General features: G+C 68.4%; 12 protein-coding genes. 8 read left to right on the plus strand and 4 right to left on the minus strand.

Annotated elements, in window-relative coordinates:
• Nucleotides 1-24 precede the first annotated feature (24 nt).
• The 5 genes from gpmI to IQ782_RS04645 all read left to right on the plus strand — a co-directional run bounded on the left by gpmI (nucleotide 25) and on the right by IQ782_RS04645 (nucleotide 5089).
• The gene (gene gpmI, locus IQ782_RS04625) at nucleotides 25-1542 is read left to right on the plus strand and encodes a 2,3-bisphosphoglycerate-independent phosphoglycerate mutase (RefSeq protein ID WP_194133443.1); all 1518 of its coding nucleotides are present in this window, start codon (nucleotides 25-27) and stop codon (nucleotides 1540-1542) included.
• Nucleotides 1539-2651, plus strand: a complete 1113-nt coding sequence (locus tag IQ782_RS04630; RefSeq protein WP_194133444.1) for a murein hydrolase activator EnvC family protein — start codon at nucleotides 1539-1541, stop codon at nucleotides 2649-2651. Before gpmI ends, IQ782_RS04630 begins: the two co-directional genes overlap by 4 nt.
• 7 nt (nucleotides 2652-2658) lie before the next feature.
• The gene (locus IQ782_RS04635; RefSeq protein WP_194133445.1) at nucleotides 2659-4023 is read left to right on the plus strand and encodes a S41 family peptidase; all 1365 of its coding nucleotides are present in this window, start codon (nucleotides 2659-2661) and stop codon (nucleotides 4021-4023) included.
• Nucleotides 4024-4169: 146 nt separating this feature from the next.
• Nucleotides 4170-4652: an RNA pyrophosphohydrolase gene (locus IQ782_RS04640; RefSeq protein WP_194133534.1), complete on the plus strand. Its 483-nt coding sequence runs from the start codon at nucleotides 4170-4172 to the stop codon at nucleotides 4650-4652.
• Entirely contained in the window at nucleotides 4649-5089 is a 441-nt protein-coding gene (locus IQ782_RS04645; protein ID WP_194133446.1) for a hypothetical protein, read from the plus strand. Before IQ782_RS04640 ends, IQ782_RS04645 begins: the two co-directional genes overlap by 4 nt.
• 1 nt (nucleotide 5090) lies before the next feature.
• Here IQ782_RS04645 and IQ782_RS04650 read toward each other — a convergent pair whose 3' ends face one another.
• Together IQ782_RS04650 and IQ782_RS04655 are read right to left on the minus strand one after the other, a co-directional pair.
• Nucleotides 5091-6380 (minus strand): lytic murein transglycosylase, encoded by a 1290-nt coding sequence (locus IQ782_RS04650; RefSeq protein WP_194133447.1) that lies wholly within the window; start codon nucleotides 6378-6380, stop codon nucleotides 5091-5093.
• A 125-nt stretch (nucleotides 6381-6505) separates the two neighbouring features.
• Nucleotides 6506-7213, minus strand: coding sequence for a helix-turn-helix transcriptional regulator (locus IQ782_RS04655; RefSeq protein WP_194133448.1), 708 nt, complete (start codon nucleotides 7211-7213; stop codon nucleotides 6506-6508).
• A gap of 103 nt (nucleotides 7214-7316) precedes the next feature.
• Here IQ782_RS04655 and IQ782_RS04660 point away from each other — a divergent pair, with 103 nt between their 5' ends.
• Nucleotides 7317-8027: a glutathione S-transferase family protein gene (locus tag IQ782_RS04660; RefSeq protein ID WP_194133449.1), complete on the plus strand. Its 711-nt coding sequence runs from the start codon at nucleotides 7317-7319 to the stop codon at nucleotides 8025-8027.
• Here IQ782_RS04660 and rnr read toward each other — a convergent pair.
• A complete protein-coding gene (gene rnr, locus IQ782_RS04665) occupies nucleotides 7999-10326 on the minus strand; it encodes a ribonuclease R (RefSeq protein ID WP_194133450.1) in 2328 nt (775 codons plus the stop codon). The two genes, IQ782_RS04660 and rnr, sit on opposite strands and share 29 nt — an antisense overlap.
• A 142-nt stretch (nucleotides 10327-10468) precedes the next feature.
• Nucleotides 10469-11542 (minus strand): Hint domain-containing protein, encoded by a 1074-nt coding sequence (locus IQ782_RS04670; RefSeq protein ID WP_194133451.1) that lies wholly within the window; start codon nucleotides 11540-11542, stop codon nucleotides 10469-10471.
• 159 nt (nucleotides 11543-11701) lie between these two features.
• Here IQ782_RS04670 and dapE point away from each other — a divergent pair, with 159 nt between their 5' ends.
• A complete protein-coding gene (gene dapE / locus IQ782_RS04675; RefSeq protein WP_194133452.1) occupies nucleotides 11702-12853 on the plus strand; it encodes a succinyl-diaminopimelate desuccinylase in 1152 nt (383 codons plus the stop codon).
• 290 nt (nucleotides 12854-13143) lie between these two features.
• Nucleotides 13144-14325: an aminotransferase class I/II-fold pyridoxal phosphate-dependent enzyme gene (locus tag IQ782_RS04680; RefSeq protein WP_194133453.1), complete on the plus strand. Its 1182-nt coding sequence runs from the start codon at nucleotides 13144-13146 to the stop codon at nucleotides 14323-14325.
• Nucleotides 14326-14336: the final 11 nt, after the last annotated feature.

The following is a 14336-nucleotide window of genomic DNA, read 5'->3' on the forward strand; positions in this document are numbered from 1 at the left end:
ACCTCGCGAGCAGAAGGGCATGCCATGACCACTCCGAAACCCGTTGTCCTGACCATCCTCGACGGCTGGGGGCTGCGCGACGAGACGGCCTACAACGCCCCGGCGCTGGCCAGGACGCCGACGATGGACCGGCTCTACGCCACCTGCCCACATGCCACGCTGACCACCTTCGGGCCGGACGTGGGCCTGCCCAGCGGGCAGATGGGCAACTCGGAAGTCGGTCACACCAACATCGGCGCGGGCCGGGTGGTGGCGATGGATCTGGGCCAGATCGACCTTGCGATCGAGGATGGGTCGTTCTTCAAGAACGAGGCCATTCTGGACTTCGCCGCCAAGGTGAAGGACGCGGGCGGGCGGGCGCACCTGATGGGCCTCGTCTCGGATGGCGGCGTGCACGGCCATATCACCCACATCAAGGCAGCGGTGAAGCTGCTGGTGGAGCAGGGGCTCGAGGTGGTGCTGCACGCGATCACCGACGGCCGCGACGTGGCGCCGAAGTCGGGCGAGGGCTTCGTGAAGGACCTTTCGGACAGCCTGCCCGCCGGTGCCAGCATTGGCACCGTCATCGGCCGCTACTACGCCATGGACCGCGACAACCGCTGGGAGCGGGTCGAGACGGCCTATGACGCGATGGTGAACGGCAAGGGCGAGACCGCCCCTGACGCGGTCACCGCCGTCAGCCAGAGCTACGCCAAGGACAAGACCGACGAATTCATCGCCGCCACCGTTGTGGGCGGCTACGAGGGGCTCAAGTCGGGCGATGGCTTCTTCTGCCTCAACTTCCGCGCCGACCGCGCGCGCGAGATTCTCGCCGCCATCGGCGCGCCGGACTTCGACGGCTTCGAGCGCGACAAGCCCGAGCTCTCGGCGCTGCTCGGCATGGTCGAGTATTCCGACAAGCACAACGCCTATATGACCACCGCCTATCCCAAGCGGGTGATCGTCAACACGCTGGGCGAATGGGTGGCCAAGCATGGGCTGACGCAGTTCCGGCTTGCCGAGACCGAGAAGTACCCGCACGTCACCTTCTTCCTCAACGGCGGCAAGGAGACCCCGGAGGAGGGCGAGGACCGCTTCATGCCCAAGTCGCCCAAGGTGGCGACCTACGACCTGCAGCCCGAGATGTCCGAACCCGAGGTGGCCGAGCGTTTCGTCGATGCGATCGAGAAGGGCTATGACCTGATCGTCACCAATTTCGCCAACCCCGACATGGTGGGACACACGGGCGATCTCGATGCGGCGATCAAGGCCTGCGAGGCGGTGGACGATGGGCTTGGCAAGGTGGTCGCGGCGCTCGAGAAGGTCGGCGGTGCCATGATCGTCATCGCCGACCACGGCAATTGCGAGACCATGTGGGACGACGCGACCAACGGCCCGCACACCGCCCACACCACCAACCCGGTTCCGGTGATCCTTTTCGGCGGGCCCGAGGGCGCAACCGTGCATGACGGCATTCTCGCCGATGTCGCCCCGACGCTGTTGCAGCTGATGAACCTGCCGCAGCCCGAGGAGATGACCGGGACGAGCCTGATCGACGGATGAAGGCGGCAGCGCTCCTTTTCTGCCTGATGGCAACTCCTGCGCTGGCGCAGGCGCCGGGCGAGGCGGCCCGTGCTGCCGCGCGGGCACTCGAAGAGGCGTCGGTGCAGCTGGGGCAGGCCGAGACCGCGCGCGACCGCGTCAAGGCGCTGACCCGCACCGTCGAAGCCTACGAGGACGGGCTCGCAGCTCTGCGCGACGGGCTGCGTGAGGCCGCGGTGCGCGAGACCGAACTGAGCCGCCGCCTTGCGGCACAGGAGGGCGAGGTGGCGCAGCTTCTTGGGGTGCTGTCGAGCCTGGGCAGCACCGCCGCCCCCGAGGCGCTGTTGCATCCGGCGGGGCCGGTCGGCTCGGCACGGGCGGGGATGCTGTTGGCGGCGGTGACGCCGGCATTGGCGCAGGAGGCGCGCGATCTGCGCTCGGACCTCGACGAGGTGGCGCAGCTGCGCACGCTCCAGGAAAGTGCGGCGCAGACTCTTCGCGAGGGTCTCTCGGGCGTCCAGCAGGCGCGCACCGAGCTGAGTCAGGCGGTGGCCGATCGCACCGACCTGCCCATGCGCTTCACCGAGGATCCGGTGCGCACCGCGATCCTGATCGCGGCCACCGAGACGCTCGAGGGCTTCGCCTCGGGCCTGTCGCATATCGTATCGGACGAGGCCCCCAATACCTTGCCGCCGGTCGATGCAAGGCGCGGCGCGCTGCCGTTGCCGGTGCGTGGACAGGTGCTGCGCGCGGCGGGCGAGAGCGATGCCGCCGGGGTTTCCCGGCCGGGAATCGTCATCGCCACGCTTCCGCAGGCCATCGTCACCACACCCACTGCCGCCACCGTGCGTTATTCCGGCCCCTTGCTCGACTATGGTCTCGTGACCATCCTCGAGCCCCAGCCGGACCTGCTCTTCGTGCTTGCCGGGCTCGACGAGAGCTATGCCGCGACGGGCGAGATCCTGTCCGAAGGCGCGCCGGTGGGTTTGATGGGGGATGCAGCAAGTGACACGGCGTCACCGTCACGTGAAGGTTCCGGCGCTGGACGCACGGAAACCCTGTATATAGAGGTAAGAGAGGGCGACGCCCCCGTGGACCCGCTAGAATGGTTCGCCAGCGACAAGGGATGATCTGAGGATGAACAAGTTTCTGATGGCCGCTCTGGGCGGCACGGTGGCAGGGGTTGTGGCGACGACGCAATTCGTCGGCCCTCTGCTCGCACAGGAAGCCGAGAAGAACACCAGCGTCTACGAGCAGCTTGACCTCTTTGGTGACATTTTCGAGCGCATCCGCGCGCAATATGTCACCGAGGTCGATGACAAGAAGCTGATCGAGGCTGCGATCAACGGCATGCTCACCTCGCTTGACCCGCATTCCAGCTACCTGCCGCCCGATGATGCCGCCGACATGCGCGTGCAGACCCGCGGCGAGTTCGGGGGACTCGGCATCGAGGTCACCCAGGAAGACGGTTTCGTGAAGGTCGTCTCGCCGATGGATGGCACCCCGGCCGACGAGGCAGGGGTCGAGGCCGGCGACTTCATCACCCATGTGGATGGCGAGTCGGTGCTCGGACTCTCGCTCGACGAGGCGGTGGACAAGATGCGTGGGCCGGTCGGCTCCGAGATCGTGATCACCGTGGTGCGCGAGGGCAAGGACGAGCCCTTCGACATCTCGATCATCCGCGACACCATCACCCTCACCGCCGTGCGGACCCGTCTCGAGGGCGACAGCGTGGTGCTGCGCGTGACCACCTTCAACGACCAGACCTTCCCCAATCTCGAAGAGGGGCTGGCCAAGGAGGTCGAGGCCGCGGGCGGCATGGACAAGGTCAACGGCATCGTGCTCGACCTGCGCAACAACCCCGGCGGGTTGCTGACCCAGGCGATCAAGGTGGCCGATGGCTTCCTCGACAAGGGCGAGATCGTCTCGACCCGTGGCCGCAACGCCTCGGACGGCGAGCGCTACAACGCCACGGCGGGCGACCTGTCCAATGGCAAGCCGATCGTCGTGCTGATCAATGGCGGCTCCGCCTCGGCCTCCGAGATCGTCGCCGGCGCGCTGAAGGATCACCGCCGCGCCGTGGTTGTCGGCACCAAGAGCTTCGGCAAGGGCTCGGTCCAGACGGTCATGCCGCTGCGGGGCGATGGTGCGATGCGCCTGACCACCGCGCGCTACTACACGCCCTCGGGCCGCTCGATCCAGGCGCTCGGCGTCTCGCCCGACATCGTTGTTGAGCAGCGTCCGCCCGAGCCGGAGAACGAAGAGAACGCCGTGCCCGGCTTCGGCCGCTCCGAGGCCGACCTGCGCGGCGCTCTGGACAACGACAGCCTGACCGAGGACGAGATCCGCCAGATCGAGGAAGACCGGGCCAAGGCCGAGGATGCCGCCAAGCTGCGCCAGGACGACTACCAGCTGGCCTATGCGATCGACATCCTCAAGGGCCTCAGCGTGCTCGGCGACGAGCAGGCGCTGATGCAGCAGGCGCAGGCCGCCGACAAGTAAGACCGCCGGTCGGGATAACTGAAGAAAGGCGCGTCCCACGGGGCGCGCCTTTTTCCATGGAAGGCCCGCGCGCCTGGCTGCCCTTCCAAAACGCCCGCACCGGCGCTAGCGTGCGGCCACAATCCAGGAGCCTGCTGATGAAGACCATGACCCCCGAAGAGATCGCCGCGCTGCCCTATCGCCGCAACGTCGGTGTGATGCTCGTCAACGCCGCCGGACATGTCTTCGTCGGCCAGAGGCTCGACAGCGAGGTGCCCGCCTGGCAGATGCCGCAGGGCGGGATCGACAAGGGCGAGGCGCCGCAGGAGGCCGCCCTGCGCGAGCTCGAGGAAGAGATCGGCGTCAGCCCCGCGCTGGTCACCGTCGAGGCCGAGACCGACGGCTGGCTGTCCTACGACCTGCCGCATGACATCGTGCCGCGCATCTGGAAGGGCCGCTACAAGGGGCAGGAGCAGAAATGGTACCTGCTGCGCTTCCACGGCGAGGACGCGCAGGTGAACATCCAGACCGAGCACCCGGAGTTCTCGGAATGGTGCTGGCTGCCCGCCGACGAGGTGCTGGGCCAGATCGTGCCCTTCAAGCGCCCGGTCTACGAGCAGGTCATTGCCGCCTTCCGGGAGAAGCTGTGATCCGTACCGCGTTTCTGTTTCTTGTTCTGTTGCTTGGTGTTGCCCGTCCGGCCTTCGCGCTGAAATGCCTGCCGCCGGATGTCGCCCGCGACGTGCGCGCCGCCGAGGCCGAGCAGACCGAGTGGGTCGCGGTGAACGGCATGCTCGAGACCGGCCAGGTGCCGCGCAGTTCGGGCGAGGTGCCTGCGCGCTTCTGGGGCTGGACGCTGGGGAAGGGGGGATTCAAGCGGCCCTTCGATCGGCGCATCACCCTGCGCGTCTCCTGCTACGGGCCATGGTGCGGCGCGGCCGAGACCGGCCCGATGGCGGCGCTGCTGAAGCGCGAGGGCGATCGTCTGGTGCTGATCGCCGACCCCTGCAATGCCAACCGCTGGCCGAGCCCCAGCGCCCGTCAGGTGAAGGCGCTGGAAAAAAGCTGCGGCGCGGGCTGCCGCTGAGTTACCGCAGGCGGTGAAGCACCTCGAGCGAGGCGTAGCCGTCCGGCACGACGCCCACCGCGCGCTGGTAGTCGCGCAGCGCCTTGATCGTGTTCGGCCCGATGCGCCCGTCGGCGCCGGACGGATCGAAGCCCGCCTGCTTGAGCCGCACCTGAAGCTCCTTGCGCTCGTCGCTCGTCAACGCGCGCTCGTCGTCGGGCCAGTTCGAGCGGATCGGCGCGCCGCCCATGATCCGGTCAGCCAGATGCCCGACCCCGATCACATAGGCATCGGCGGCGTTGTAGCGCGAGATCACCTTGAAGTTCTTGAAGGTCAGGAAGGCCGCGCCCTTGTAGCCCGCCGGCAGCAGCAGCCTGGCCGAGCCGAAGTCCTGCACCGGGCGGCCATCCATGGCGACCACGCCCAGCTTCGCCCAGTCCGAGGGCATGCGATTGGAGCTGCCCGCCAGTTCGTAGTCGAAGCCGCGTGGCAGCTGCACCTCGACTCCCCAGGGCTGGCCGTGGATCCAGCCGTTCTCGGCCAGGTAATGCGCCGTCGAGGCCAGCGCATCCGCGGGGTTGTCCGACCAGATGTCGCGCTTGCCGTCGCCGGTCCAGTCCACCGCCAGCGCGCGGTAGGACGAGGGGATGAACTGCGTGTGGCCCATCGCCCCGGCCCAGCTGCCGGTCATCTTTTCTGCGGTGGTGTCGCCGTCCTGCACGATGCGCAGCGCGTCGATCAGCTGCCCCTCGAAGAACTTGCCGCGCCGCGAGCCATAGGCCAGCGTCGCCAGCGCCGGGATCACCGGATGCGTGCCGCGGTGGGTGCCATAGGCGCTTTCCATGCCCCAGATCGCCAGGACAACCTGCCGCTCGACGCCGTAGCGCGCCTCGATCTGGCGCAGGAGCTGGTCATTGGCGGCCAGCGCCGCGCGGCCGTTCTCGATGCGCGTGTCCGAGACCGCCGAGCCGAGGTAGGCCCAGAGCGTCTTGGTGAACTCGGCCTGGTTGTTGATCTTGTGCAGCGCATCGGCGTCCAGTGTCACGTTGCGCAGCGCAGCATCCAGCGTGCGCTCGCTGATCCCCTCGGCACCGGCGCGGGCGCGGAACCCGACGAGCCAGCGGGCGAACTCCCGCTGCACCTCGCTCGACGGCACGACCTTGACCACCTGCGCCGGTTGCGCGGCGGCAAAAGCCATCGGCCGCACCGCCGGGCGTGCCGAGATCACCGGGGCGGTAAAGTCGTCTATGCGCTCGGCCTGCACCTGCGTGGCCATCAGGCACAGCGCGAGGCCGGAAAGGCTCCGTTTCATCTGGGGTCCCCTTACTGCTCGTGTTCTTATTGTCCGAAAGGCTACCTTGCGCAGGACGATTTGCGAAGGAGGGGCGGCGATCACTTTTTGCCCCGTCGGCAAGAGACCGCGGACGGGAATGCGCCTCAGAGCCGGATCGCGCAGTTGCCCCGCTCGGCCTGCATGCGGTCCATGAAGCCGCGCAGCAGCGGCACGCGCTCGGGCCGGAACGACAGCTCGAGCACCTCCATCCCGGCCATCCGGTCGAGCCGGAAGGTGCGGTAGTCGTCGCGCAGCAGGCACCATGCGATCAGGCAATGCGAATTGTCGAGCAACAGCAGCGACAAAGGCTTCACCTCGCGCTGCGTCGCTGCCCCCTGCGCGTCGCGGTAGTCAAACCGGATGTGCCGTTCCTCGCGGCAGGCGCAGCGCAGCAGCGCCGCGTCGATGGTCGGCGGGGCAGGGGGCGAGAAGCGGTGCGCGGTCAGCACCGCGTGGCGCAGCTGGTGGGCCTGCCGCTCGGGCAGGCGGGCGCGGAGCTTGGCCAGCGCGTTGCGCGCCGCATGCGCCAGCGCGGGATCGGCCAGCGCCTCGACCTCGCGCAGCCCCAGCACCAGCGCCTCGAGCTCGTCCTCGTCGAAGGACAGCGGCGGCAGGTGCGGATCCTCGATCAGGGTGAAGCCGTAGCCCGCCTCGCCGTCGATCACCGCGCCGAGCCCGCGCAGCGAGCCGATGTCGCGGTAGAGCGTGCGTTCGGACACCCCCGTCTCCTGCGCCAGCGTGGCGGCCGTGACGGGCGAGGGCAGGCGGCGCATCGCCTGCATGAGCTGGAAGAGGCGTTCGGTACGGGACATGGCACGATCATCCTGCACCCTGCTGACAGTTTCCGGCAAGAGCCGCGGCTAGGGTCCGAGGGGCCGGCGCTTCCTTTTCCCCAGTCCCCAAAGGACCCTTCCCATGTTGACCCTGATTTCCTTTCCGCCCGCCCTCGGCGAGCCCTCGAACAGCCCATTCTGCGTCAAGGCAATGATCCTGCTGGAAATGTCCGGCCTCGACTGGCAGCCGCGCTTCGTGCCCATGCCCGAGGGCCCCTATGGCAAGTTGCCGGTGCTCGAGACGTCCCAGGGCGTGGTGCCCGACAGCGCGCTCATCCAGCAGTGGCTCGAGGCGCAGGGGGCCGACTTCTTCCCCGGTTTCGATGCCGCCGCGCGCGGCATGGCCCATTCGGTGATGCGCATGGTGGAAGAGAGCCTGCGCTGGCAGGTGGCGCATGACCGCTGGCTCGACGCCCGCGTCTGGCCGCAGTTCTTCCCGCATGTGTTCAAGGGCATGCCCGACGGGCTCGAGGCCAAGGTGCAGGAGGGGCAGCGCCAGGGCATGACCTGGCACGGAGTCGCGCGCTACTCGGAAGAAGACCGCTGCGCGCTGGCCGAGATGGACATGGACGCGCTGATCGCGGTGCTGGGCGAGGGGCCGTGGCTGTTCGGCGCGCAGCCTTCGGCGGCGGATGCCTCGGCGCTGCCGGTCCTCAGCATGATCGACCGGCTACCCGGCGACACCGCGCTGCGCCGGGCGCTGCGCGCGCGGCAGCCGCTGATGGATTACGTCGCGCGCGGACGCGCGACGCTTTACGCGCCGCTCAACGCTCTGTCTTACGTGTCCGGCTGACCTTGCGGGCGGTCTTGGCGTCCTTGGCCCGGGCCTGCACGTCCTTGCGGCGTGCGGGCCCTTTGCCCTTGGGTCCCTTGCCCTTCGGGCCGCCGGGCGTCTTCTTGAAACGCCCATAGCCCGCGGGCTTGCGGTGGCGCGGTGCCTCGACCGCCTCGCCGGCAAGCTCCAGCAGCTCCAGCCCGATGCCGCCGGTCACCGGCGTGACGTCCACCAGCTTCACCCGCACGCGCTGGCCGAGCGTGATCAGCGTGCCGGTGTCGGCGCCCATCAGCGTGCCCGCGTCGCGGTCGAAGTGGAAAAACTCGTTGCCGAGGTTGCGGATCGGCACCAGCCCGTCGGCGCCACTCTCGTCGAGCTTCACGAAGACCCCGAACTTGGCGATGCCGCTGATCCGCCCGCCGAATTCCGCGCCGACGCGCTCCGACAGGTAGGCCGCGAGATAGCGGTCGGTGGTGTCGCGCTCGGCCATCATCGAGCGCCGCTCGGTGTCCGAGATGTGCTCGGCGGTCTGCTGCAGCCGCTCGATGTCCTCCTGGCTCAGCCCGTCGTCGCCCCAGCCGTGCGCCTTGATCAGCCCGCGGTGCACGATGAGGTCCGAGTAGCGCCGGATCGGCGAGGTGAAATGCGCGTAGTTGCGCAGCGCCAGGCCGAAGTGCCCGAAGTTCTCGGGGTTGTAGTAGGCCTGCGTCATCGAACGCAGCGTGGCGAGGTTGATGAGCTCGGCATCCTCGCGCCCCGCCGCATCATGCAGCAGCTTGTTGAGATGCGAGGTCTTCAGCACCTGCCCCTTGGCAAGGCTCAGTCCCGAGGCCAGCGCCGTCTCGCGCAGCGCGTCGAGCTTCTCGGGGGGCGGCTCCTCGTGCACCCGGAAGAGCAGCGGGGTGCGCTTGGCGATCAGCGTCTCGGCGGCGGCGACGTTGGCGAGGATCATGAATTCCTCGATCAGCTTGTGCGCATCCAGCCGCTCGACGAAGTTCACCGAGCTGACGGTGCCGTCCTCGGCCAGCACGATCCTGCGCTCGGGCAGTTCCAGGTCCAGCGGCTGGCGCCGCTCGCGCGCGGCGCGCAGGGCGTAGTAGGCATCGTAGAGCGGGCGGATCACGTCATCCAGAAGCGGCCCGGTCTTGTCGTTGGGTTGGCCATCCATCGCCTGCTGCACCTCGGCGTAGTTCAGCGAGGCGGGCGAGCGCATCAGCCCGCGGACGAAATGGTGCGTGCGCTTGTTGCCCTCGGAATCGATCACCATGCGCACCACGATACAGGCGCGCGGCACGCCCTCGTGCAGCGAACACAGATCGCCCGACAGCCGGTCCGGCAGCATCGGCACGACGCGGTCGGGGAAATAGCTCGAGTTGCCGCGCTTCTTGGCCTCGCGGTCAAGCTGCGAGCCCGGCAGCACGTAATGCGCCACGTCGGCGATGGCGACCCAGATCACGTGGCCGCCGGGGTTCTTCGGATCGGTATCGGGCTCGGCGAAGCAGGCGTCGTCATGGTCGCGCGCGTCCGAGGGGTCGATGGTCACCAGCGGCAGCTCGCGCAGGTCCTCGCGGCCCTTGAGCCCCGCGGGCTTCATCCGGTCGGCTTCTTCCAGCACCTTGGGCGGGAAGTCGTCGGGGATGCCGTGCTGGTGGATGGCGATCAGCGAGACCGCCTTCGGCTCCGAGGGATCGCCGAGCCGCATCACGATGCGCGCCTTCGGCAGCCCCATGCGCGAGGCGCGCGGCCCGGCCTGCTCGGCCTCGACCAGCTCGCCGTCCTTGGCGCCACCGATGGCGTCGGGGGCCACCAGCCATTCCTTGTCGGCGCCCTTGTCGATCGGCACGATGCGCCCGCCCTCGGGGCCCTTGCGGAAGATGCCGACGATCTTGCGCGGGCTGACACCGATCTTGCGGATCAGCCGCGCCTCGTAATTGTGGTCCGCCTCGTGCACCACCTGCAGCTTGGCAAGGATGCGGTCACCCTCGCCGAGCGCCGGGTCCGAGGCGCGCAGCACCAGCAGCACGATCGGCTCGACACCCTCGCCATGCCATTCGAGCGGCTGCGCGAAAAGATCGCCGTTCTCATCCGGCGCCTTGACCTGCAGCACCGACACCGGCGGCAGCCGGTCCGGGTCGCGGTAGGTCTTGTGACGCTTCTCCAGATGCCCCTCGGCCTCGAGCTCCTTGAGGATGCGCTTGAGGTCGATCCGCGCAGCGCCCTTGATGCCAAAGGCCTTGGCGATGTCACGTTTCGCGGTCTGGGTCGGGTGCGCCATGATCCAGTCGAGGATCTCGGCTTTCGAAGGCAATTTGCTCATGCCGCAGCCGTAACACGCGCCGCCGCCAGCGTCATTGCGATTCTCGCCGCGCTCGTGCGCCGTGCCCGCGGTTTCTTCCAGGAGGAAATATCCCGGAAAGCCGCCGCGGGCTGCGGGCGCAGAGCCCTCTCCGGGCGGTCGCTCAGGCCGCGCGCGCCTCGACCAGCGTCACCGCCTCGAAGGGCCGCAGCAGCGGATGCCCGGCGCGGTGATGCTCGGGCAGGGCACGACGGTCCGTGCCGGCCAGCACCGAGGCCCCGAGCCGCGCCGGATCGCGGCGGAGCCGCCCGATGTAGAGGCTCTCGGCCGCGAGGCCGGCGGCGCAGAGCGCGTCATGCGCGGGCAGCAGCAGCTGGTGGTAGCGGATCAGCGGACCGCAGGGTTCGAAGTGGGCGGCGAAGCCGTGAGTCAGGCTCTGCGCCGGAACCAGCACCGCCTCGCGCCCGAAGAGATATTCGACCTCGGACCCCGAGATCAGCAGGCGCTGGTGAGGGGCGACGAGGATGTCGCGTGTGAGCCCGAGGTAGGGCGCGCGCAGGCGCACCGGGCGGAAGCTGCCGAAGGCGGGCAGGGTGCGGGCGACGGTCTGAAGCACCGGCAAGGTCTTGCCTCCTCGGATCCGCACCTCGGCCCCGCTGCCGAGCCGGTCAAGGCGGCGCGGTCCCTGCGCCGTGTCGATGGGGATGGTGCCCGAGAGGGTGGGCAGCGGTCCGACCGGCTCGATCTCGTCCGAGACCGCGAAGAACAGAAGGTCGGGCGCGGTGTGGCGCAGTTGCGGATGCAGGATGACCGCCTTGACGTCCTCGTAGAAAGGCGGCGGCAGTGCCTGCACCTCGCGCAGCTGGCTGCCGTCGGTGTCGGGGCGCTCGACCGCGAGCCGCGCCCAGGTTCGGTCCGCATCCCAGCTCAGGCTCAGGCGCAGTGTCTCGGGGCGTCCGTCCTCGGGGTGGGCGATCACCGTGTGGAAAATCTCGCCGCCGCGGCTGGCGGCGAGGATGATGTTCCCGTCGGGAAGCACCTGAAGCGTCAGGCTCGCGGACAGCGGAAAGCCGCGTTCGTAGGCGAGGAGCGTTTTCGGCTCGGCGCGGGGGTCGATCCGGGTCTCGATCAGCAAGGTGCCGCGGGTCAGCAGCCGTCCGGGCAACTCCAGCGCCTCGGCAAAAGCCTGAGTGTCGATCCAGCGCGTCTCCTCGGAGGCGATCGCGATCCAGCTCATGTCGGGGGGTCCTGCTCGTTTTTCGCAAGGGTAGCACCGCGCCTGCCGGCGCGTCAGCCGCCGGTGGCCGCGTGCCCGCGCCTTGCGCCCTTTTCATCACATTTGCACGTGCGCGCCCGGCGCTGTAGCCAAGGGCAAACCATTGCCGGAGACGCGCCCATGACCATTCAGCCCACCGATCCCGTCCAGCTGACAGCCGATCTGATCCGCTGTCCCTCGGTGACACCCGAGGAGGGGGGTGCGCTGGTGTTGCTCCAGGGCCTTTTGGATGGGGCGGGCTTTGCCTGCACGCGCGTCGACCGGGGCGGGGTGGCGAACCTCTTCGCCCGTTGGGGCGGGAAGGGTCACGCCAAGAGTTTCGGGTTCAATGGCCATACCGACGTGGTGCCGGTCGGTGATCTTGCGGCCTGGACGGTCGATCCGTTTGGCGCGGAGGTGAAGGATGGCTTCATGTACGGGCGAGGGTCGACGGACATGAAATCCGGCGTTGCCGCCTTTGCCGCCGCGGCGGTGGATTTCGTGCGCGAGACGCCCCCCGAGGGGGCCATCGTGCTGACCATCACCGGCGACGAGGAGGGCGACGCGGTGGACGGCACCACGGCGCTGCTCGAGTACATGGAGGCGGAGGGCGAGCGCATGTCGATCTGCATCGTCGGCGAGCCGACCTGCCCGGACGAGATGGGCGACATGATGAAGATCGGCCGCCGCGGCTCTATGAACGCCTTTTTCACCATGACCGGCAAGCAGGGCCACTCGGCCTATCTGCACCGTGCCCTCAACCCGATGCCCGCCATGGCGCGGCTGATGGACCGGCTGTCGAGCCATGTACTCGACGAGGGCACCGAGCACTTCGATCCCTCGACGCTGGCCGTGGTGACCATCGACACCGGCAACCCGGCGACCAACGTGGTGCCCGCCCAGACCCGTGCCACGCTCAACATCCGGTTCAACGACACGCACACCGGGGCCTCGCTCTCGGACTGGTTGCGCGCCGAGACCGCAAAGGTGGACGCCGAATTTGGCACCCGCACCGAGCTGGTGTTCAAGATTTCGGGCGAGGCCTTCCTGACCCCGCCGGGTCTGCTGTCCGACCTTGTCGCGACCGCGGTCAAAGCCGAGACCGGGCGCACGCCTGAACTGTCGACCACCGGCGGCACGTCGGATGCGCGCTTCGTGCGGCACCATTGCCCGGTGGTCGAGTTCGGCCTGGTCGGCAAGACGCTGCATCAGGTCGATGAGAACGTCGAGGTGGCGCAGATCGGCCAGTTGAAGGCGATCTATACCCGGATGCTGCGCGACTATTTCGCCTGAGCTGTTGCGGGCCGGTCGCCGGCTCGGGCAGCGCGCGTCTTCGGACGGGGAGGGGCGTGATTCGCCCCTTCTGGCGCGGACGTTCCGCGGCGAAAGGGCCTCTCTAAGTCGCCGGGGTGACATTAGAATTCCCGGCGACCCCGCCTAATGGCGAAAATTTTGACAGGTTGCGACATTCCTGCCACGACCCCCGCAGAGCGTGGAGTTGCGGTAGACGAAGCCCGTTGCCTTGCGTATCTTCTTGGCAAAACGGGGCGCTTACGATCCCGACTTACAGAGGCAGTATTGGCATGTTCCCCGAACGGTTCTCGAACCTTCCGGCTTACGCGTTCCCGCGCCTGCGGGCGTTGCTCGATTCCTTCGAGCCCGGCGGCGAGGTCATCCACATGACCATCGGCGAGCCCAAGCACGCCTTCCCGGCCTTTGTCGGCGAGGTGCTGGCCGAGTCTGTCCAGGAGTTCGGCAAATACCCGCCCAACGAGGGCACGCCGGAACTGCGCGCCAATATCGCTGCCTGGATCGCCCGCCGCTACGGCGTGACCGTGGATCCCGAAACGCAGGTGACCACGGTGAACGGCACCCGCGAAGGACTTTACAACGCCGGCATGGCGCTCTGCCCCGAGACCAAGAACGGCCAGCAGCCCGCGGTGCTGATGCCCAACCCATTCTACCAGGTCTACGCGGTCTCGGCACTGTCGGTCGGGGCCGAGCCGGTCTACGTGAATGCGACGGACGCGACGGGCCATCTGCCCGACATCGCGGGCCTGCCCGAGGACCTGCTGGCGCGCACCGCGCTGGTCTACCTCTGTTCGCCCGCCAACCCGCAGGGTGCCGTCGCCGACCGTGCCTATTGGGAGACGCTGATCGCGCTTGGCGAAAAGCACGATTTCCAGATCCTCGCGGATGAATGCTACTCCGAGATTTACCGCGGCGAGGCTCCGGTGGGCGCGCTTCAGGTGGCGACCGAGATGGGCGCAGATCCCGAGCGGGTGGTGATCTTCCACTCGCTGTCCAAGCGTTCGAACCTGCCGGGCCTGCGCTCGGGCTTCGTGGCGGGCGGGCCGGAAAGCCTGCGCCGGATCAAGCAGCACCGCTCCTTTGCCGGCGCGCCGCTGCCGCTGCCGGTGCAGCGCGTGTCCGAGCGGGTCTGGGCCGACGAGGCGCATGTGGTGGAGAACCGCGCGCACTATCTCGAGAAGTTCGAGCTGGCGGATCGCATCTTCGGCAACGTGCCGGGCTACATGCCGCCGCGGGCAGGCTTCTTCCTGTGGCTGCCCGTGCAGGACGGCGAGGAAGCGGCGCTGAAACTCTGGAAGGAAACCGGCGTGCGGGTGCTGCCGGGCGCGTATCTGTCGCGTGACACCGAGGCGGGAAATCCGGGGAAGGGCTACCTGCGCGTGGCTCTGGTGGCCTCCCGCGAGGAAACCGAGCGCGGGCTGACCCGGATCCGGGACTGCCTGTACGGGCAATAAGAAAAAACGAC

It is taken from the genome of Salipiger mangrovisoli, from assembly GCF_015223355.1.
In the GTDB taxonomy this organism is placed as follows: domain Bacteria; phylum Pseudomonadota; class Alphaproteobacteria; order Rhodobacterales; family Rhodobacteraceae; genus Salipiger; species Salipiger mangrovisoli.

Coding starts and splice junctions, on each gene's coding strand:
- IQ782_RS04635 (WP_194133445.1), top strand. CDS start 2,659: ATGAACAAGTTTCTGATGGCCGCTCTGGGCGGCACGGTGGCAGGGGTT.
- IQ782_RS04650 (WP_194133447.1), bottom strand. CDS start 6,380: ATGAAACGGAGCCTTTCCGGCCTCGCGCTGTGCCTGATGGCCACGCAG.
- gpmI (WP_194133443.1), top strand. CDS start 25: ATGACCACTCCGAAACCCGTTGTCCTGACCATCCTCGACGGCTGGGGG.
- IQ782_RS04655 (WP_194133448.1), bottom strand. CDS start 7,213: ATGTCCCGTACCGAACGCCTCTTCCAGCTCATGCAGGCGATGCGCCGC.
- IQ782_RS04640 (WP_194133534.1), top strand. CDS start 4,170: ATGACCCCCGAAGAGATCGCCGCGCTGCCCTATCGCCGCAACGTCGGT.
- IQ782_RS04630 (WP_194133444.1), top strand. CDS start 1,539: ATGAAGGCGGCAGCGCTCCTTTTCTGCCTGATGGCAACTCCTGCGCTG.
- IQ782_RS04670 (WP_194133451.1), bottom strand. CDS start 11,542: ATGAGCTGGATCGCGATCGCCTCCGAGGAGACGCGCTGGATCGACACT.
- IQ782_RS04660 (WP_194133449.1), top strand. CDS start 7,317: ATGTTGACCCTGATTTCCTTTCCGCCCGCCCTCGGCGAGCCCTCGAAC.
- dapE (WP_194133452.1), top strand. CDS start 11,702: ATGACCATTCAGCCCACCGATCCCGTCCAGCTGACAGCCGATCTGATC.
- IQ782_RS04680 (WP_194133453.1), top strand. CDS start 13,144: ATGTTCCCCGAACGGTTCTCGAACCTTCCGGCTTACGCGTTCCCGCGC.
- rnr (WP_194133450.1), bottom strand. CDS start 10,326: ATGAGCAAATTGCCTTCGAAAGCCGAGATCCTCGACTGGATCATGGCG.